The sequence below is a fragment of the Acetobacter ascendens genome (assembly GCF_001766235.1).
GTDB classification, from domain to species: Bacteria; Pseudomonadota; Alphaproteobacteria; order Acetobacterales; family Acetobacteraceae; genus Acetobacter; species Acetobacter ascendens.
Genome location: NZ_CP015164.1, coordinates 1,421,913 through 1,436,104, shown reverse-complemented (window position 1 = coordinate 1,436,104; position 14,192 = coordinate 1,421,913). Strand labels below are relative to the sequence as shown.

The window sequence follows — 14,192 nt, the reverse complement described above, 5'->3', positions numbered from 1 at the left end:
TAAAAAAGGCAGCACCCGTTAAGGTGCTGCCTTTTGTGTTTTCCCTATAAGGAAAAACTTATGCCGCGTTCAGCTGGGCTTCAGCGAATTCATAATTCGCCAGCTTGTCCAGGAAGTTGGTGACATAGTCCGGACGACGGTTGCGGAAATCCAGGTAGTAGGAATGTTCCCACACGTCCACGGTCAGCAGGGCTTTGCCCTGGCCTTCGGCCAGCGGGTTGGTGCCGTTAGGGGTTTTGGTGATAGCCAGCTTGCCATCTTTACCCAGAACCAGCCATGCCCAACCAGAACCAAACTGAGAAACAGCAGCCTTGCGGAATTCTTCCTTAAAGGTGTCAATGCTGCCGAAATCGCTGGCAATTTTTGCAGCCAGCTTTTCTGGCATCACACCGCCATTGGGGGAGAGGCAGTTCCAGAAAAAGGAATGGTTCCAATGCTGGCCGGCATTGTTGAACAGGCCTGTCAGGTCTGCTTTGCCGTGAGCTGCCAGAATGATTTCTTCCAAAGACTTGCCCTGAAATTCGGGCTTGTCTTCCAGCAGCTTGTTCAGGGTGTTGACGTAGGCCAGATGATGCTTGCCATGATGGTATTCAAGCGTTTCTGGGCACATGCCACGTGGGGCGAGTGCGGTGGGAGCAAAGGGGAGGGCAGGCAGTTCAAAAGCCATTTTAATACTCCGTATTCTAAAGGCGGGGCGTGTGAGGGAACACACCTGAGTTCCAGAGCTATGGGCGCGGGGCAGATGCGTCAAGGGAAAGGCGCATGACAAGTGCCTTGCGCAGCCATACTCACGGAAACTTGCCTTGCCAGCAGGGCGTAATATGAGGGCCTTCCGTTAGGAAAGCGGGACCATTCAAACGCATGAACCATGCACGGGTTTCCCGCACATTAAGCTACGTTTGGGTTAGGGAGACACTGGGGTTAATGGCGGCGCAGGAACATCAGCCTCTTGCAATGGAGGTGCAAAAAGCTGTGCAGGCAGACCCAGATCGGGCGTTGTGCCTGTGGTTTTTGCCCTCATCTGTGCGTCATGCCGCTTATGTTCTTCTGGCTTTTCATAATGAACTGATTCGCGCTTTGGCGCCCGCTCGTTCCGTTGCTGTGGCAGGGCCAATGGCTGGATATATTCGCCTGCAATGGTGGCGAGAGGTGTTGGAAGGGCAGCGTAAGCCAGAACATATTTTGGCTCCAGCACTTATGGCGCTTGTGCAATCTGGCCAAGTGCAACGTGATACATGCCTGAGAATGGTTGCTGCGCGGGAAATGGAGCTGGAAGCAGCACAAGATGTAGAGCACTGGATGCTAATGATGCGTGATGGCGCCGGTACCTTCCAGCAAGCGATCGGAGAGCTGCTAGGTGTGCACGATGAAGTTACGCTGCAACGTTTGGCAGCCGGAGGGGCAGCTTACGGGGCGGGCACCATGCTGCGGCATTGGCCATTGCTTGCAGGGAGTGGCCGTTTTTTGTTCCCCGGCACGCAGGAGCAATTAAGACAGGTTGGAAAGACATTTCTGCAAGAATGTCATTTTGAGGCTTTGGAGCCTCGATGCCGTAAAGCCGTGTTACCGGTCGTATTGGCAAAGCGTGATCTGGCACGTGGGAGCGAGCAAGCTGGCCTGCCCCGTGGAATAGGGGACAGGCTTGCTGTGTGCCATGCCGGTATTCAGGCGTCGTTGGCTACAATTTTTTCCATAACGCCAATCAGAACCGAATAATCAGCATCTTCTGCCGCACGGCGGGCAAGGGAAAGTTGTTGCGTTACGGCTGCCAGCGTAGGTGCGGGCACAGCTAGGCGGGCTGCGGCATCCATCAGCAGGCGCATATCTTTTTGCATAAGGCGGGCAGGGAACTGAGGAGAGAAATCTCCTGCCTTGGCCATCTTGATCTTGCGCTTGTGATGCGGAGAAATAACAGCCATTTCATCCAACGCATCAAACAGCATAGAACGGTCCAGCCCGGCAGCCAGTCCGTAAGCTATGCCTTCTGCCACAGCAGCCAGCCCGGCCCCCATAATGCCATTGATAACCAGCTTAAGACGTGCCCCGCTGCCAGATGGCCCAGCATGAATGGTAATGCGGCCAATTTTATCAAAAATGGGCTGGGCGCGTGCAATAGCGGCATCATCCCCACCGGCGAGAATAACCAGACTGGCCGAAGCTGCTTCTGGCGTGCTGCCAGATACCGGACAATCTATGACGCAAATCTTTTTTTCCTGCCCAGCCTTTTGCAGGGCATCTGCGGCTTCTGGAGAAACAGAGCTAGTGTTCAGCAGTAAACTATCTGCTTTTATGCCGGCCAGAACGCCTTGCGGCCCATACATGCTGGCGGCAAGGGCCTCGTCATCCGGTACGCAGGCCAAAACAATATCTGCTTTGCTGGCAACTTCTGCTGGAGTAGGTAGAAAATGGGTTACGCCATCACCACCCTTGCCAGAAGGAGTATAGGCAAGGGTGGCATATCCGGCTTTTTCCAGATGAGCGGCCATGCGGCTGGCCATGGCACCAAACCCAATGAAACCAATAGTCTGCTGAGTTGTCATGCTGAATGAACCTTTTTGATTTGTATTCACAGAATTATAAACCTGAATAACAAGATATGTCTTGGGCAGGTTTGGGGAACACTGTTCGCGTTTACGTGTCTGGGCGTTGCGTAATTTGTTACGATTGCACAGTATTCTTGCGCAATAAGGCTGATTTTGTAAGTGTAATCATGCACTCAGCATGCGTGGCTGCAGTGCTTTAAACAGCGGAGAACAGAAAACCCAATGCCATCGCCCACCCCAGACCGAAGCCGGCGGTTTCGCCTCTCTCCCCTTACGCGGCAGGTATTGCTGTATGTGTTGTTCATGCTGCCAGCCGTATCTTATCTGGCGGGTGCTTTTTCGGGTGATCTGGGGCCAAATCCATTCAAGACATGTTTGCATGAATTTGGGCGTTATGCGTTTCGGTTTTTGCTTGTCTCACTTATGATTTCACCACTCAAACGGTTTTTGAAAATTGATTTAATGGTTTATCGTCGCCCGCTTGGTCTGCTGGCTTTCAGTTATGCAGCTTTGCACGTTACGCTCTACTTTTGGTGGGCACGCGGGTTTGATATCCAGCGGATATGGAAAGATTTTTTAACGCGTCCATTCCTCACCTTCGGGCTGATAGCGTTTTCTATTCTGGCGGTTTTGGCAGCAACATCCACGCGCAAATCTATTATACAACTTGGTAAAAAATGGGCGCGTTTGCACCGTCTGGTTTATGTTGCCATGGTTCTGGCGTGTATCCATTACGCCATTGCATTCAAGCAGTGGTACATTGAACCTTTTGTATATGCAGCCGTAGCGGCATGTGTGCTGGGTTTGCGGTTTGTGCCAAAGCCGGGGCTTAAAAAAAACTGAAATAAAAAGGAGGCATGAATGTTCTCTCATGCCTCCTTTTTTAATGCCATTATGTTTTGTAAATTGTTTAGGCTAGCAATGTATCATGGCCCAAAGAGGCCAGAAGCTTTTCTGCACGTTGATCTGCATGAATAATGGCAACTGTTTTTCCGCGTGTTTTCAGGCGGGATGCAATTTTTTCCAGCGTGTCTGCTGCGCTGATATCCCAGATATGTGCGTCTTCAAGATCGATCACGATGTTTGAAGCTGTATCCTGAAAATCTATGGCATCAGCAAGAACACTGGCAGAGGCAAAGAAGATTTGCCCATGCACGTAATAGGTGCGCGTATTGCTGTTTTCTGAAAACGTGCTGCTAACCTGAACAAGTTTCATAACCTGAAAAGAGAAGAACAGCCCGTTAAGCAGCACACCACAAGCAACGCCTGCTGCCAGATCATGCGTTAACACCACCACCAAAACTGTTGCCAGCATAACGGTGGAAGAAAGGCGCGGGTGCTTTACCAAATCGCGCAGGGAAGACCATGAAAATGTGCTGACAGACACCATAATCATAATGGCTACCAGAGCGGCAACAGGCACTTGGGCAACAAAGCGGTGCAACACAACCAGCAATAGCAGCAAAAATGCTCCAGCCGTAAAGGTAGAAAGTCGGCCACGGCCGCCATAACGCAAGTTGCCGACTGTCTGCCCAATCATACCGCAACCAGCCATACCGCCAAACAGCCCCACCATGATGTTGGAAAAACCAAGCCCGGTGCATTCCATGCGTTTATTGCTGTGTGTGTCTGTTAATTCATCCACCACAGTGGCTGTCATGAGGGATTCCAGAAGCCCCACCATGGCCATAGCAAACGCATATGGCAGCACAATTTTAAAAGTTTCTGCTGAAAAAGGCACATCTGGCAAAGTCAGATGCGGCAGGCCAGAAGGCAGATCACCCAGATCAGACACCACATGCACAGGCATAGGAACAGCAAAGGTAATGCCTGTAAGCACAAGAATACAGATTAAAGGGGAAGGTACAGCCGTGGTAACGCGTGGCAAGAGGTAAACAATAGCCAGCCCCAGCGCGATAAGCGCATATGTATGCCACGTAACATGCAACATCTGCGGCACCTGTGCTGAAAAGATAAGAATACCCAGCGCGTTTACAAACCCGGTTTCTACCTCGCGCGAGACAAAGCGCATCATGCTTTGCAAACGCAGCATGCCAAAGACAATCTGGAATGCACCCGCCAATAATGTAGCCAGTAGCAGATATTGCAGGCCATGGCTATGCACCAGTTCTGCCGCAACCAAAGCAACAGACCCAGCAGCCCCGGAAATCATGCCCGGCCTACCACCCGTAATGGCAATGGCAATGCTGATAACGAATGAGGCAAATAGCCCCACAGAGGGCGCAACCCCAGCCACATATGAAAAAGCGATAACTTCTGGAATAAGTGCAAAAGTGCCTACCATGCCAGCCAGAACATTGCGGACGGGCTGGTCTGTCCATTCATGAATATAGGTTTTAACTGTCACGAGAAACTGGGTGTCCCTTAGTTGAGTGTGAAAAGGCGCATTAATCGGGCACCAAAAGTGTTTCGGGGCAGGAAAGACTTTTGAGGCATTATTTGCAAGATATACATGCCTTATCAGGGATTATCCTACCGCGCTACACGGATAAGATGATTGTGCTCTGTGTTGCTGCGTTTTATGCGTGAGGCATGGTTTTTCCTTCTTCCTCTCCTCTTGTCTGGATTCTGGCTGGTGAGGCCAGCGGTGATGTCTTGGGCGCTCGCCTGATGCATGCCTTGCGCGCCCGCGTGCCCAATATGCGCTTCGCAGGCGTAGGGGGTGTGCGTATGCAGGAGGAAGGGCTAGTCAGCCTGTTTCCCATGCGGGATCTGGCCGTTATGGGATTGGTGGAGGTTTTGCCCCGTGTACGCCAGCTTTCTGCTCGGCTGGAAGAGGCCGCGCAGGATATTGCAGCCCAAAAGCCGGATTTGGTGATCACTATAGATAGCCCTGGCTTTGCCCTCCGACTTCTTAAAAAAATAAGCGGCTTGGGTATTGCCCGTGTGCATTATGTTGCACCTCAGGTTTGGGCATGGCGCCAGAAAAGGGTGAAGGAGTTTCCCGGCCTGTGGGAAGAATTGTTGTGCCTTTTACCTTTTGAGGAAAAGTTTTTTGGTAAGCATGGTCTAAAAACCCGCTTTGTAGGGCACCCGGTTTTACAATCTGGCGCAAAGGATGGTGATGCGGCCCGCTTTCGTGATCGTCATGGTCTGCCAGAGAGTGCCAAGATACTGGTATTAATGCCCGGTAGCCGCCGTTCAGAAGCGCCGCGCTTGTTGCCGGTTTTTGGCCAGATGTTGCGCCTGCTTAAAAAAAACATGCCAGACGTGGTGCCCGTGGTGCCGGTTTCTCCGGTGGTGGCAAGTGTAGTGGAACGCGCCACGCAGGATTGGCCGGTAAAGCCAGTTATTGTTACGGATATTCATGACAAGCATGATGCGTTTGCTGCTGCTGGGGCTGCATTAACCAAATCTGGCACATCTACGTTGGAACTGGCTTTGGCGGGTGTGCCAATGGCTGTGACGTATAGGGTTAACCCCATAACGGCTTTTTTTGCCCGCAGGCTTATTAAAGTGCCATTTGTCGCCATGGTGAACTTGTTGGCTGGCCGTGCCATTGTGCCTGAACTTTTGCAGGAACAGTGCCGCGCAGATGTGCTGGCGCGTGAAGTGCAAATTCTGTTTGAAGATAAGGAAGTGGCACAGACCCAGAAACAGGCCTTTGCTACGGTTTTGCACGGGCTGGAAGGGCCACAGGGCCAACTGCCAGCCGATGCCGCAGCAGAAGCTGTTCTGGAGGTTCTTAACCGTAAAAATACGGCTAAGACACTCGGCTAAACGTGTTTAGTTGTGTTTGTGATAAAGCTGGTTGGGATCAATTTCCGGCTTTGTCAGTTCTTTTAAGCCATCTGGCGTAAAGGCGCGGTAAAAACAGCTACGGCGGCCCGTGTGGCATGCCACACCAATCTGGTTGACCAGCACAAGTATGGCATCGGCATCACAATCCAGCCGAGCTTCAATAAGGTGTTGGATCTGGCCAGATGTTTCGCCCTTGCGCCAAAGTTTCTGACGGCTGCGGGAGTAATAGCAGACGCGTCCAGTTTCCAACGTTTCCCGCAGGGCTTCACGCGTCATCCATGCAATCATCAGCACTTCGCCACTGTCATGCTGCTGGGCAATGGCGGCCACCAGACCAGAGGCATCAAATTTTACAACATCCAGCATGGCATCCAGCTCTGCTGCTGGTGGGGCAATATAAGTCATGATTTTTCCGTAGGATTAGAATCAGAAGGCGTTTGAGGTTTAAGTGCGGTTTCCAGCCAAGCAGGCAGGCGCACCACGAGCGGATGCGCGGCACAGGTCAGTTGGTTATTGGCAGCATCTGTTTTTAGTAATGCCAACCCAATATGATCTTGAGAGGAGCGGAGCGTGCCCACTTCCACACCATCGCACAGCACGGGGGTTCCGGGTGCGGGCAGGGGAGATGTAGCAGCAACGGGCATGAGGCGACGCTTCACCAGTGTGCGGTAATGCATGCGGGCTGTAATTTCCTGCCCCATATAGCAGCCTTTTTTCCAGGATACGCCACCCAGAAGATCTAGATTAGCTTCGGCAGCCAGAGTGCGGCCAACCTCACAATCTTGCACGCCATCTGGCAGGCCCAACATCAGGCGGTGCAGGTTATAGTCCTGCTCTGTAGCCGTTATGGGGGTATCTGGTGCGGCATCAATCAGCCGCCATCCGGCTTCTTCTAATCTAGGATCCCGAAAGCTGATGGCGTTTTCCAACACACTGTCTGGCGGTGGATTTCCCCATGCTACATGCACGGGCAGGGCGGTGATATCTAGCTGAACATCAGAGCGCAGGCGGAAGCGTTGAAGCGTGGTTTTTAAATTTTCTGCCTGTTCTGTGGCGCAATCTAGCAGCAAGCAGGTATCATCGGGGTCTGAAACCACAAAAAAGTCTGCTTGCCAGCGCCCCTGAGGTGTCAGGCAGGCACTCCATGTGGCGTCTCCCGGTTCCAGCGCAGCAATATCCGCTGTTACCAAACCTTGCAGAAAACGCACGCGGTCAGCGCCAGAAAGCTTGAGAACCGTGCGGTTTTCAAGCCGGGTCATGTGTGTTGGGGAAGGCATTTACATTCTCCCATAAAAGAAAAAAGGTTTCCCGCAGGAAGATAGAGGGCTTTTGGGATAAGGAACAGAAACTGTTCAAAACCTTACTGGCTTAAGGCAGAAAACACATCGCCTTCTGGCGGCAAATTGCGAATATGTGTGCGATGCCACAGAACATAAAACAGAAGTGTCCATGCGGCAGCACCCGTTCTGCGGTTATCTGCTGCGCGAAACAGGGCCTTTACGCGGTCTGGTCGGGCAATTTCTGCAATACATTCTTGCCGCGCTACCAATTCACCAAGATAAGCACCTTGCTGCCTGATCCATGTGCCAATTGGTACAGTAAAACCTTGCTTGGGGGCAAAGGGGCGCGCGGCAGAATTGTGTTGCTGTAACCATTTGCGCAAAAGCCATTTTCCCTTGCCATCACGCAAACGCATGGAATCGGGTAAGCGCCATGCTGTTTGGGCCACAATGGGGTCTAGCAACGGTGTGCGGCCTTCTAGCCCATGCGCCATCAAGCACCGATCCAGCTTGATAAGCAGATCATTCGGTAACCATTCTGCAATATCTACAGCTTGTAGGCGGGAAAGTGGCGTTGCTGCATCTGCGGCGGCCATTTCCGCCGCGGCTATGCCATCACGCCAATGGGCTGGGTGCTGGCGCAGAATATTCATGTTATCAAAAATACCGCGCCGCCACATACGCCGCTTGCCTTTCCACCACGGGCGGCTGGCTGAGCGATAACGCCCATAGCCACAAAACAGTTCATCTCCCCCTTCGCCGGAGAGAATGACGGTAACATCCTGCGCGGCTTTCTGGGCTAAAAACCATGTGGGAATAATGGCGTAATCTGCAACCGGATCATCCATGCAGGCCACAATGGCAGGCAGGTTCTGCCACACCATGTCTGCCGTAATACGCAAGGTTTCATGCTCTGCGCGGGCATGCTGGGCTAAGGCATTGGCAGCTTCTGCTTCATCCGCAGCACCGGGGGCGTCAAAAATGGCTGTCCATGTGCGCAAAGGCGTTGTGCGGGGCAGGCGGCTCATAGCGGTTAACAGGCAGGCGCTATCTATGCCGCCAGAAAGAAACAGCCCAAATGGTACATCTGCACGTTCATGCGCATGCATGCTGTTCATCAAGGATGCATCAAGATGGTTCAGGGCCTCAGCTTCAGAGGTAAATAAAGGGGCGTGGGCTGGAATGGGTGATTGCCGTTGCCTGTCTAGAATGCGCCCTTGGTTAATGCGCAGGGTTTCCCCCGGCATGACGCGCTGAATGCCGGGAAAGATTGTTTCCCACCCTGTGGTGAACTGAAGTTGCAGCAGTTCATCTCGCACAGCAGGCGCAATGGCGCGGGGGGCAAGGCCAGAGGCAATTAAAGGTGCGGGCTCGGATGCAAAGGCAATACCGCCTGAAAATTCGGTAAAATAAAGTGGTTTGATACCAAACGGATCACGCGAGAGCAGGAGTTCCTGCTGGGCTTTATCGTACAAACCAATGGCATACATGCCGCGCAGCCCGCGCGTATAGGTGCAGCCCTTACGCTCCCATAAAAGCAGGGGAGATTCGCAATCACTTCCGGTTTGAAAATACTCTGGTCCGATCTGCTGGCGAATGTGCGGATCGTTATAGATTTCACCATTGGCAACAAGCGTGCCATCGCCACTGGTTAAGGGTTGGTCTCCACCTTGCAGGTCAATAATGGCAAGGCGTGTATGCACCATATCGGCACGGCCCAACCGGGCAATATGTACGCCATTGGGGCCACGATGGCCTAAGGCCTGCGCCATACGTTCCAGAACCGATTCGGAACATGGTTGCGTGCCGGGTGTATAAATCAGCCCCCCAATGCCGCACATTTACCCGGCCTCCACCGTGGATAAAAACTTATGCCACGCATCCAGAACGGGTGAGACAGCATAGGTTGTTTCATAATCCCTACGGCCCGCCTGCGCCATACGGGCAGCCAGTTCTGGTGTTTCCAGTGCAGTGCAGATCTGTGCGGCCAAAGTATTTGCATCTTCTACCGGAGCGAGAAGGCCGTTTTCACCATTACGGATGAGTTCACTAGGGCCTTGCGAGGCTGTGGCAATCACCGGTTTGCAGGCAGAAAATCCTTCAATCACAACATTGCCCAATGGCTCGTGCCGGGAAGGGCATATCATGACGGAGCAGGCGCGTAGCAAGCCTCCGGGTTGGTTGGCCCAGCCGGGCATAAATATACGTTCGGCTACACCTTCCTGCTGGGCAAGTGCTTCCAGCGCTGCGCGTTCTGGCCCCTCTCCGGCAATAACAAGCGGGATGTGTGGCACATGCTTCATGGCACGGATAAGAACATCAAAAGCTTTGTTCTTATGCAGCCGCCCTAACGCCAGCAGGAAAGGGGTACCGTGCTGCAAAAAATCGGGCCAAACGGGCGGGGTGGCGGCCAAATCCGTGGCAAAATTGGGCAGGTAATGCACAGCATTGGCCGGCCAACCTTGCTCACGCATCCAGCGCACCAGCCCATGTGTATTGCCAATAAGATGAGAACAGCGGCGATAATAGGAAAGATCATAAAATCCCCCCAGCCGCCCAGCCAGCACCCAGTTACCTTGAGGGGTAAAACGTGCGGCACGGTTCATCCATGCAACGGCCACACGGGGAGAGAACTCTTTAAGGGCAGAACGAAGGCCCATGCGGGTGCGTATATCCAGCATGTTGCCAAAAGGCAGTTCAACGGGCGCAAGGCTGCCTGCATGTAAACGTTGGGCGCGTTCCGGGTTTGTGCGGATAATAGGCAGCACAGAAAGCCCCGCCGCAGCTTGTGCAATACACAGGCGTTCAAAAAACAGCTCTGCCCCACCAGTAGGGGCTCCGGCCATAATGTGTGCAACTTTCAAGGGCTGCGTAGTTTTCCGGTGGGCGGTGCCATCCATCATATGCCGGTTTCCTTGAGAAGGGAGAGCGCTGCTGTGGCTATATCTGCAACATCCAGCCCAGCTATGGGGGCTTCACCTTCTGGGCCGGGGGCCGCAATCCAGCGTGCGTTTTTGCCAGAGGGTGCATATTCCGATGCGCGAGATGGCCCAAAAAGTCCCAAAGTGGGCGTGCCTGCTGCGGCAGCCAGATGCATCAGGCCCGAATCATTGCCGATATATAGGCGGCAACGGGCCAGCATGGCGGCCACTTCCGTAAGGGAAAAATGGCCCCCGGCATCAATAGCCTGGGGCAGTGCCGCCAGAACAGGGCGGGCGAGTGCTGCTTCCTGCTCACCCGGACCATAGAAAATGGCAGGCCGAATCTGGGGGTATGCAGCATATAGACGTTGCCACAGGGGCAGGTAACGCTCTGTTGGCCAAATTTTACCTGTCCAGTTTGCTGTAGGGCCGAAGGCGATAATGGGCGAGGTGTCAGGAATAATCTGCTGTGCTTTTGCGCGATCAGCCGGGCTGACCCAAACAGTCGGGAGTGGAGGCGGAGAAAGGTTCAGAACATTTCCCAAATGCGTAATGCGCGCGCCAGCCCGCCGCCCGCCGCGCATAATAAACCGGCGGCCCGAACGTAGAAGAAATGTGACGGCTGAACCGCGCAGATCTACCGTGATGTCCCATTTTAAAGGCACGCAGGCTTTCCACAGATCAAGCCAATGCTGATCATAGGGGCGCTTTTCCATTACAATGGTGCGTTCGAGTCCGGGAAATGCGCTAAACAGTCCAGCAGCAACAGGCCCACATGCAATGGTGAACCGCGCATCTGGCCAGCGTTGGTGCAGATATGCCAGCAGGCCCGTAGAAAGCACGGCATCGCCCAGACGTGTAGCCGTGATGAAAAGAATGCGCATTATCGCGCCTATACTGTCTTACGGTTTTTTTTCCAACCCAGTGCGCGCAGGTGTGGACATTTGCGCTGCCTGTGCAAGAAGCGTTTGCTGATGGTAAAGTTATAAACTGGGCAGAAGAAATATCTCTGCTCTGAATCGGGGATACAGGAATGATTAGGAAAGGTTTTTATCTTATCGCCGGGCTTACAGCCGCCCAGTTGTGCAGCAGTGTTGCCATGCCTGCGCAGGCCGCAGACAAGATGTGGACAGCCAGCGCCTGCGGTGCAGAACCTGTAGCACCTTCTGTGGAAGTGTCTTCCGTTGATAAATATAACGCCAGTGTTGATAAGGTAAGTGCTTACGAAAAAGCAGCACGCACCTATAACAGCTGTGTGGCCAAGGCTGCTGTTAAAGAAGAAACGGCTATCAGCAACGAAGCGCGTGAAAAAATTGCCCATATCCATGAAGGCAGCAGCACCGTGCAAAAGCGTATTGCCGGTAATTTCACCAAATTGACCACGGCCCTTAAGGCCGGAGGGGCCAAATTACAGAAGGCAGAGCATTAAAATTTTCGGCAGGGCGGCTGTTTTCTGGGACAGCAGGAAATGAGCCGCCATCAGGCTGATTGCCTGCATGACTTGTATGATACCCCCGGCTGGGGCAGATAGACGGTAACACAAAGCCGTCAGGCAGAACGCCAGCAGACAGGAACAGGCCAGACCGTGGCAGAGGATCTTTTCAAGGAAGTTGATGAGGAAATGCAGGCCGAGCGTCTGCGTATGGCCGCAAAACGCTATGCCGGTGCGGGTATTGGGCTGATTGTGGCCGTGCTTGCGGGCATTGGTGCGTGGTCTTGGCATGTTTCCAGCCAGAAATCTCAGGCATTGGAAGCTACAGGAACGTATCTTACGGCCTTGCGGCAGACAGATCATCTGCCCTCAACTCCTTCATCAGGCACGGTAGATCTCACCACTACCGCGCAGGCGGGTTTGGCCTCGTTACAGAAATTGGCATCTTCCGATGCAAAAGGCGTGGCTGTTCTGGCCCGTTTGCAGGAAGGTGGCGTGCAGGCGGCGCGGGGTGATGTAAAAGGTGCACTGGCTGCATGGGATGCCGTGCAGAAAGACCCCAACGCAGATTCTGCGCTGCGTGATCTGGCAACCTTGCTGTGGTGCCAAAAACAGTTGGATACCGGAGAGCCCGCTACACTGCGCTCCCGTCTTGCGCTGCTTACAGGCAAAGGCAAGCCGTGGAATGGTCTGGCCATGGAAGCCTTGGCTGTTCTGGATGTGCGCGAAGGGCATGTGGCAGAGGCCCGGCAGAAATTTGCAGCGCTACAGGCTGCGCAGGATGTTCCTCAGGGCGTACGCAACCGGGCGCAGGATATGATGCAGGCCCTTGATCCGACAGCAGGCTAATAGAATGAGCAGCAACAAGAAATCCAGCGCAACCAGACGTTCCGGACTTTCACGCCGAGCCCTGCTAGGAGGCGCCGCATTGGCCCCTGCGCTGGCCGGGTGCACCATGTTTGAGAGTGACAGAAAGCCCATTCTGGCCGGGCACCGCACGGATATTCTGTCTTCCGGCTCTGGGCTGATGGTTGACCCGGACGATCATACGCCCATTACAATCCCACCTACCATTAGTGTTTCGGAATGGCCTATTTGTGGGCGTGTTTCGGCCCATACCGGCAGCAATTATGCTTGGGGCGGGCTGCATAAAAGGTGGAGCAAGGATATCGGGGCCGGTATCTCCCAGCCAGATTTCATGGCATGGGCTGCACTGGGCACTTTGGGCCGCGGGCTTATTCCTGCACCACCTGTTGTGCAGGATGGCCGCCTGTTTGTTATGGATGCCCAAGGCGTTGTGCGTGCTTTTTCCTGGCCCGGCATGCGTCATATCTGGACGTATAATCCACGCCCCAGAAAATCTTACTCTGCCAATATGGGTGGCGGTTTGGCTGTAGATGGCGGTGTGGTCTACATTGTAGACGGCATTTCCCAGACCATGGCGGTGGACGCCGCAACCGGTAAGGTAAAGTGGAAAACCACCAATGGCGCACCGGGGCGTTCTGCTCCAACAGTTGCTGGCGGGCGTGTTTTCTTTGGCACAATTGATGAGCGGTTTTTCGCGTTGGATTCCGCCACAGGCCGCCAGTTGTGGACGTATACGGCCACATCTGTTGAAACCACCGTGTTTGGCCAGCCTGCCCCTGCTGTAGATAACGGCATTGTGGTGGCCGGGTTTGGTGGGGGCGATCTTGTTGCTTTCCGAGTGGAAAGTGGTGAGGTTGTCTGGAGTGACATGATGGGTAACGTCAACAGTCAGGCCAGCACGCTGGATCTGTCCTGTGTGCGTGGGTTGCCTGTTATTGTTGATAGCATTGTGTATGCCGTAAGCATGGCGCAGGTGTTGGCTGCCATTGATATCCGCACAGGCCGCCGTGTGTGGGAACGCTCGGTTGCCAGCCAGAACAACCTGCTATGCGTGGGGGATTGGCTTTTTGTGGTCTCGCTAGACCAGCAGATTGCATGTATTGACCGTCTTTCTGGCCATGTACGCTGGATTACACAGCTACGCCGCTTCCGGCGGGTGGATGTGCACAAAGATATCGTAACCTGGTTTGGCCCCATGCTGGTGGGCAGCGAACTGGTTTGTCTGAGCTCTCTGCCAGAAAATGGTATGGTGCGGATTAACCCGACAACAGGTGCAATTATATCAGTAGACAGCATGGATGCCGTTTCTTTCGTGCCGCCAATTATCGTAGATAACCAGATGCTGATCGTGACAAACGACGGGAACCTTTGCTCTTATGGCTGATCG

14 protein-coding genes are annotated in these 14,192 nt (G+C 53.6%); 6 read left to right on the top strand and 8 right to left on the bottom strand.

The annotated features are described in order from the left end of the window. Nucleotides 1–58: 58 nt before the first annotated feature. The gene (locus A4S02_RS06935; protein ID WP_003629595.1) at nucleotides 59–667 is read right to left on the bottom strand and encodes a superoxide dismutase; all 609 of its coding nucleotides are present in this window, start codon (nucleotides 665–667) and stop codon (nucleotides 59–61) included. Nucleotides 668–861: 194 nt separating this feature from the next. Here A4S02_RS06935 and A4S02_RS06930 point away from each other — a divergent pair, with 194 nt between their 5' ends. Beyond that, nucleotides 862–1,716 carry a squalene/phytoene synthase family protein gene (locus A4S02_RS06930; protein WP_070323338.1) on the top strand — a complete coding sequence of 285 codons (855 nt, stop codon included), beginning with the start codon at nucleotides 862–864 and terminating at the stop codon, nucleotides 1,714–1,716. Here A4S02_RS06930 and A4S02_RS06925 read toward each other — a convergent pair. Then, nucleotides 1,665–2,540: an NAD(P)-dependent oxidoreductase gene (locus A4S02_RS06925; protein WP_019088303.1), complete on the bottom strand. Its 876-nt coding sequence runs from the start codon at nucleotides 2,538–2,540 to the stop codon at nucleotides 1,665–1,667. The genes A4S02_RS06930 and A4S02_RS06925 overlap by 52 nt on opposite strands. 225 nt (nucleotides 2,541–2,765) lie before the next feature. Between A4S02_RS06925 and A4S02_RS06920 the strand changes: the two genes are divergently transcribed. Further along, nucleotides 2,766–3,386 (top strand): protein-methionine-sulfoxide reductase heme-binding subunit MsrQ, encoded by a 621-nt coding sequence (locus tag A4S02_RS06920; RefSeq protein ID WP_070323337.1) that lies wholly within the window; start codon nucleotides 2,766–2,768, stop codon nucleotides 3,384–3,386. A gap of 67 nt (nucleotides 3,387–3,453) precedes the next feature. Here the strand turns inward: A4S02_RS06920 and A4S02_RS06915 are convergent, their stop codons facing one another. Beyond that, nucleotides 3,454–4,911 carry a SulP family inorganic anion transporter gene (locus A4S02_RS06915; protein ID WP_070323336.1) on the bottom strand — a complete coding sequence of 486 codons (1,458 nt, stop codon included), beginning with the start codon at nucleotides 4,909–4,911 and terminating at the stop codon, nucleotides 3,454–3,456. Between the two features lie 185 nt (nucleotides 4,912–5,096). On the opposite strand from A4S02_RS06915, the gene lpxB reads away from it, so the two are divergent. Then, a complete protein-coding gene (gene lpxB, locus A4S02_RS06910; RefSeq protein WP_070323335.1) occupies nucleotides 5,097–6,284 on the top strand; it encodes a lipid-A-disaccharide synthase in 1,188 nt (395 codons plus the stop codon). 6 nt (nucleotides 6,285–6,290) lie between these two features. Here lpxB and hisI read toward each other — a convergent pair whose 3' ends face one another. From hisI to A4S02_RS06885, 5 genes are all read right to left on the bottom strand, one after another. Further along, complete coding sequence (hisI, locus tag A4S02_RS06905; protein WP_070323334.1) at nucleotides 6,291–6,710, bottom strand: phosphoribosyl-AMP cyclohydrolase; 420 nt, start codon at nucleotides 6,708–6,710, stop codon at nucleotides 6,291–6,293. Beyond that, on the bottom strand, nucleotides 6,707–7,582 hold the full coding sequence (ygfZ, locus tag A4S02_RS06900; RefSeq protein WP_019088308.1) for a CAF17-like 4Fe-4S cluster assembly/insertion protein YgfZ: 876 nt from the start codon (nucleotides 7,580–7,582) through the stop codon (nucleotides 6,707–6,709). The genes hisI and ygfZ overlap by 4 nt, the downstream gene beginning before the upstream one ends. 83 nt (nucleotides 7,583–7,665) lie before the next feature. Further along, nucleotides 7,666–9,426 (bottom strand): asparagine synthase (glutamine-hydrolyzing), encoded by a 1,761-nt coding sequence (gene asnB / locus A4S02_RS06895; protein WP_070323333.1) that lies wholly within the window; start codon nucleotides 9,424–9,426, stop codon nucleotides 7,666–7,668. Continuing rightward, nucleotides 9,427–10,488: a glycosyltransferase gene (locus tag A4S02_RS06890; RefSeq protein WP_070323332.1), complete on the bottom strand. Its 1,062-nt coding sequence runs from the start codon at nucleotides 10,486–10,488 to the stop codon at nucleotides 9,427–9,429. After that, nucleotides 10,485–11,390, bottom strand: coding sequence for a glycosyltransferase family 9 protein (locus tag A4S02_RS06885; RefSeq protein WP_026019255.1), 906 nt, complete (start codon nucleotides 11,388–11,390; stop codon nucleotides 10,485–10,487). The genes A4S02_RS06890 and A4S02_RS06885 overlap by 4 nt, the downstream gene beginning before the upstream one ends. 149 nt (nucleotides 11,391–11,539) lie before the next feature. Here A4S02_RS06885 and A4S02_RS06880 point away from each other — a divergent pair, with 149 nt between their 5' ends. From A4S02_RS06880 to A4S02_RS06870, 3 genes are all read left to right on the top strand, one after another. Next, nucleotides 11,540–11,935 (top strand): hypothetical protein, encoded by a 396-nt coding sequence (locus A4S02_RS06880; protein ID WP_070323331.1) that lies wholly within the window; start codon nucleotides 11,540–11,542, stop codon nucleotides 11,933–11,935. A gap of 156 nt (nucleotides 11,936–12,091) precedes the next feature. Then, a complete protein-coding gene (locus tag A4S02_RS06875) occupies nucleotides 12,092–12,787 on the top strand; it encodes a tetratricopeptide repeat protein (protein ID WP_003623976.1) in 696 nt (231 codons plus the stop codon). Between the two features lie 4 nt (nucleotides 12,788–12,791). Further along, nucleotides 12,792–14,189, top strand: a complete 1,398-nt coding sequence (locus A4S02_RS06870; protein WP_070323330.1) for a PQQ-binding-like beta-propeller repeat protein — start codon at nucleotides 12,792–12,794, stop codon at nucleotides 14,187–14,189. Nucleotides 14,190–14,192: the final 3 nt, after the last annotated feature.

What these genes read in the sequence shown, in the direction of transcription:
- A4S02_RS06935 (WP_003629595.1), bottom strand. Translation starts at nt 667, where the DNA reads ATGGCTTTTGAACTGCCTGCCCTCCCCTTTGCTCCCACCGCACTCGCC.
- A4S02_RS06930 (WP_070323338.1), top strand. Translation starts at nt 862, where the DNA reads ATGAACCATGCACGGGTTTCCCGCACATTAAGCTACGTTTGGGTTAGG.
- A4S02_RS06925 (WP_019088303.1), bottom strand. Translation starts at nt 2,540, where the DNA reads ATGACAACTCAGCAGACTATTGGTTTCATTGGGTTTGGTGCCATGGCC.
- A4S02_RS06920 (WP_070323337.1), top strand. Translation starts at nt 2,766, where the DNA reads ATGCCATCGCCCACCCCAGACCGAAGCCGGCGGTTTCGCCTCTCTCCC.
- lpxB (WP_070323335.1), top strand. Translation starts at nt 5,097, where the DNA reads ATGGTTTTTCCTTCTTCCTCTCCTCTTGTCTGGATTCTGGCTGGTGAG.
- hisI (WP_070323334.1), bottom strand. Translation starts at nt 6,710, where the DNA reads ATGACTTATATTGCCCCACCAGCAGCAGAGCTGGATGCCATGCTGGAT.
- ygfZ (WP_019088308.1), bottom strand. Translation starts at nt 7,582, where the DNA reads ATGCCTTCCCCAACACACATGACCCGGCTTGAAAACCGCACGGTTCTC.
- asnB (WP_070323333.1), bottom strand. Translation starts at nt 9,426, where the DNA reads ATGTGCGGCATTGGGGGGCTGATTTATACACCCGGCACGCAACCATGT.
- A4S02_RS06890 (WP_070323332.1), bottom strand. Translation starts at nt 10,488, where the DNA reads ATGATGGATGGCACCGCCCACCGGAAAACTACGCAGCCCTTGAAAGTT.
- A4S02_RS06885 (WP_026019255.1), bottom strand. Translation starts at nt 11,390, where the DNA reads ATGCGCATTCTTTTCATCACGGCTACACGTCTGGGCGATGCCGTGCTT.
- A4S02_RS06880 (WP_070323331.1), top strand. Translation starts at nt 11,540, where the DNA reads ATGATTAGGAAAGGTTTTTATCTTATCGCCGGGCTTACAGCCGCCCAG.
- A4S02_RS06870 (WP_070323330.1), top strand. Translation starts at nt 12,792, where the DNA reads ATGAGCAGCAACAAGAAATCCAGCGCAACCAGACGTTCCGGACTTTCA.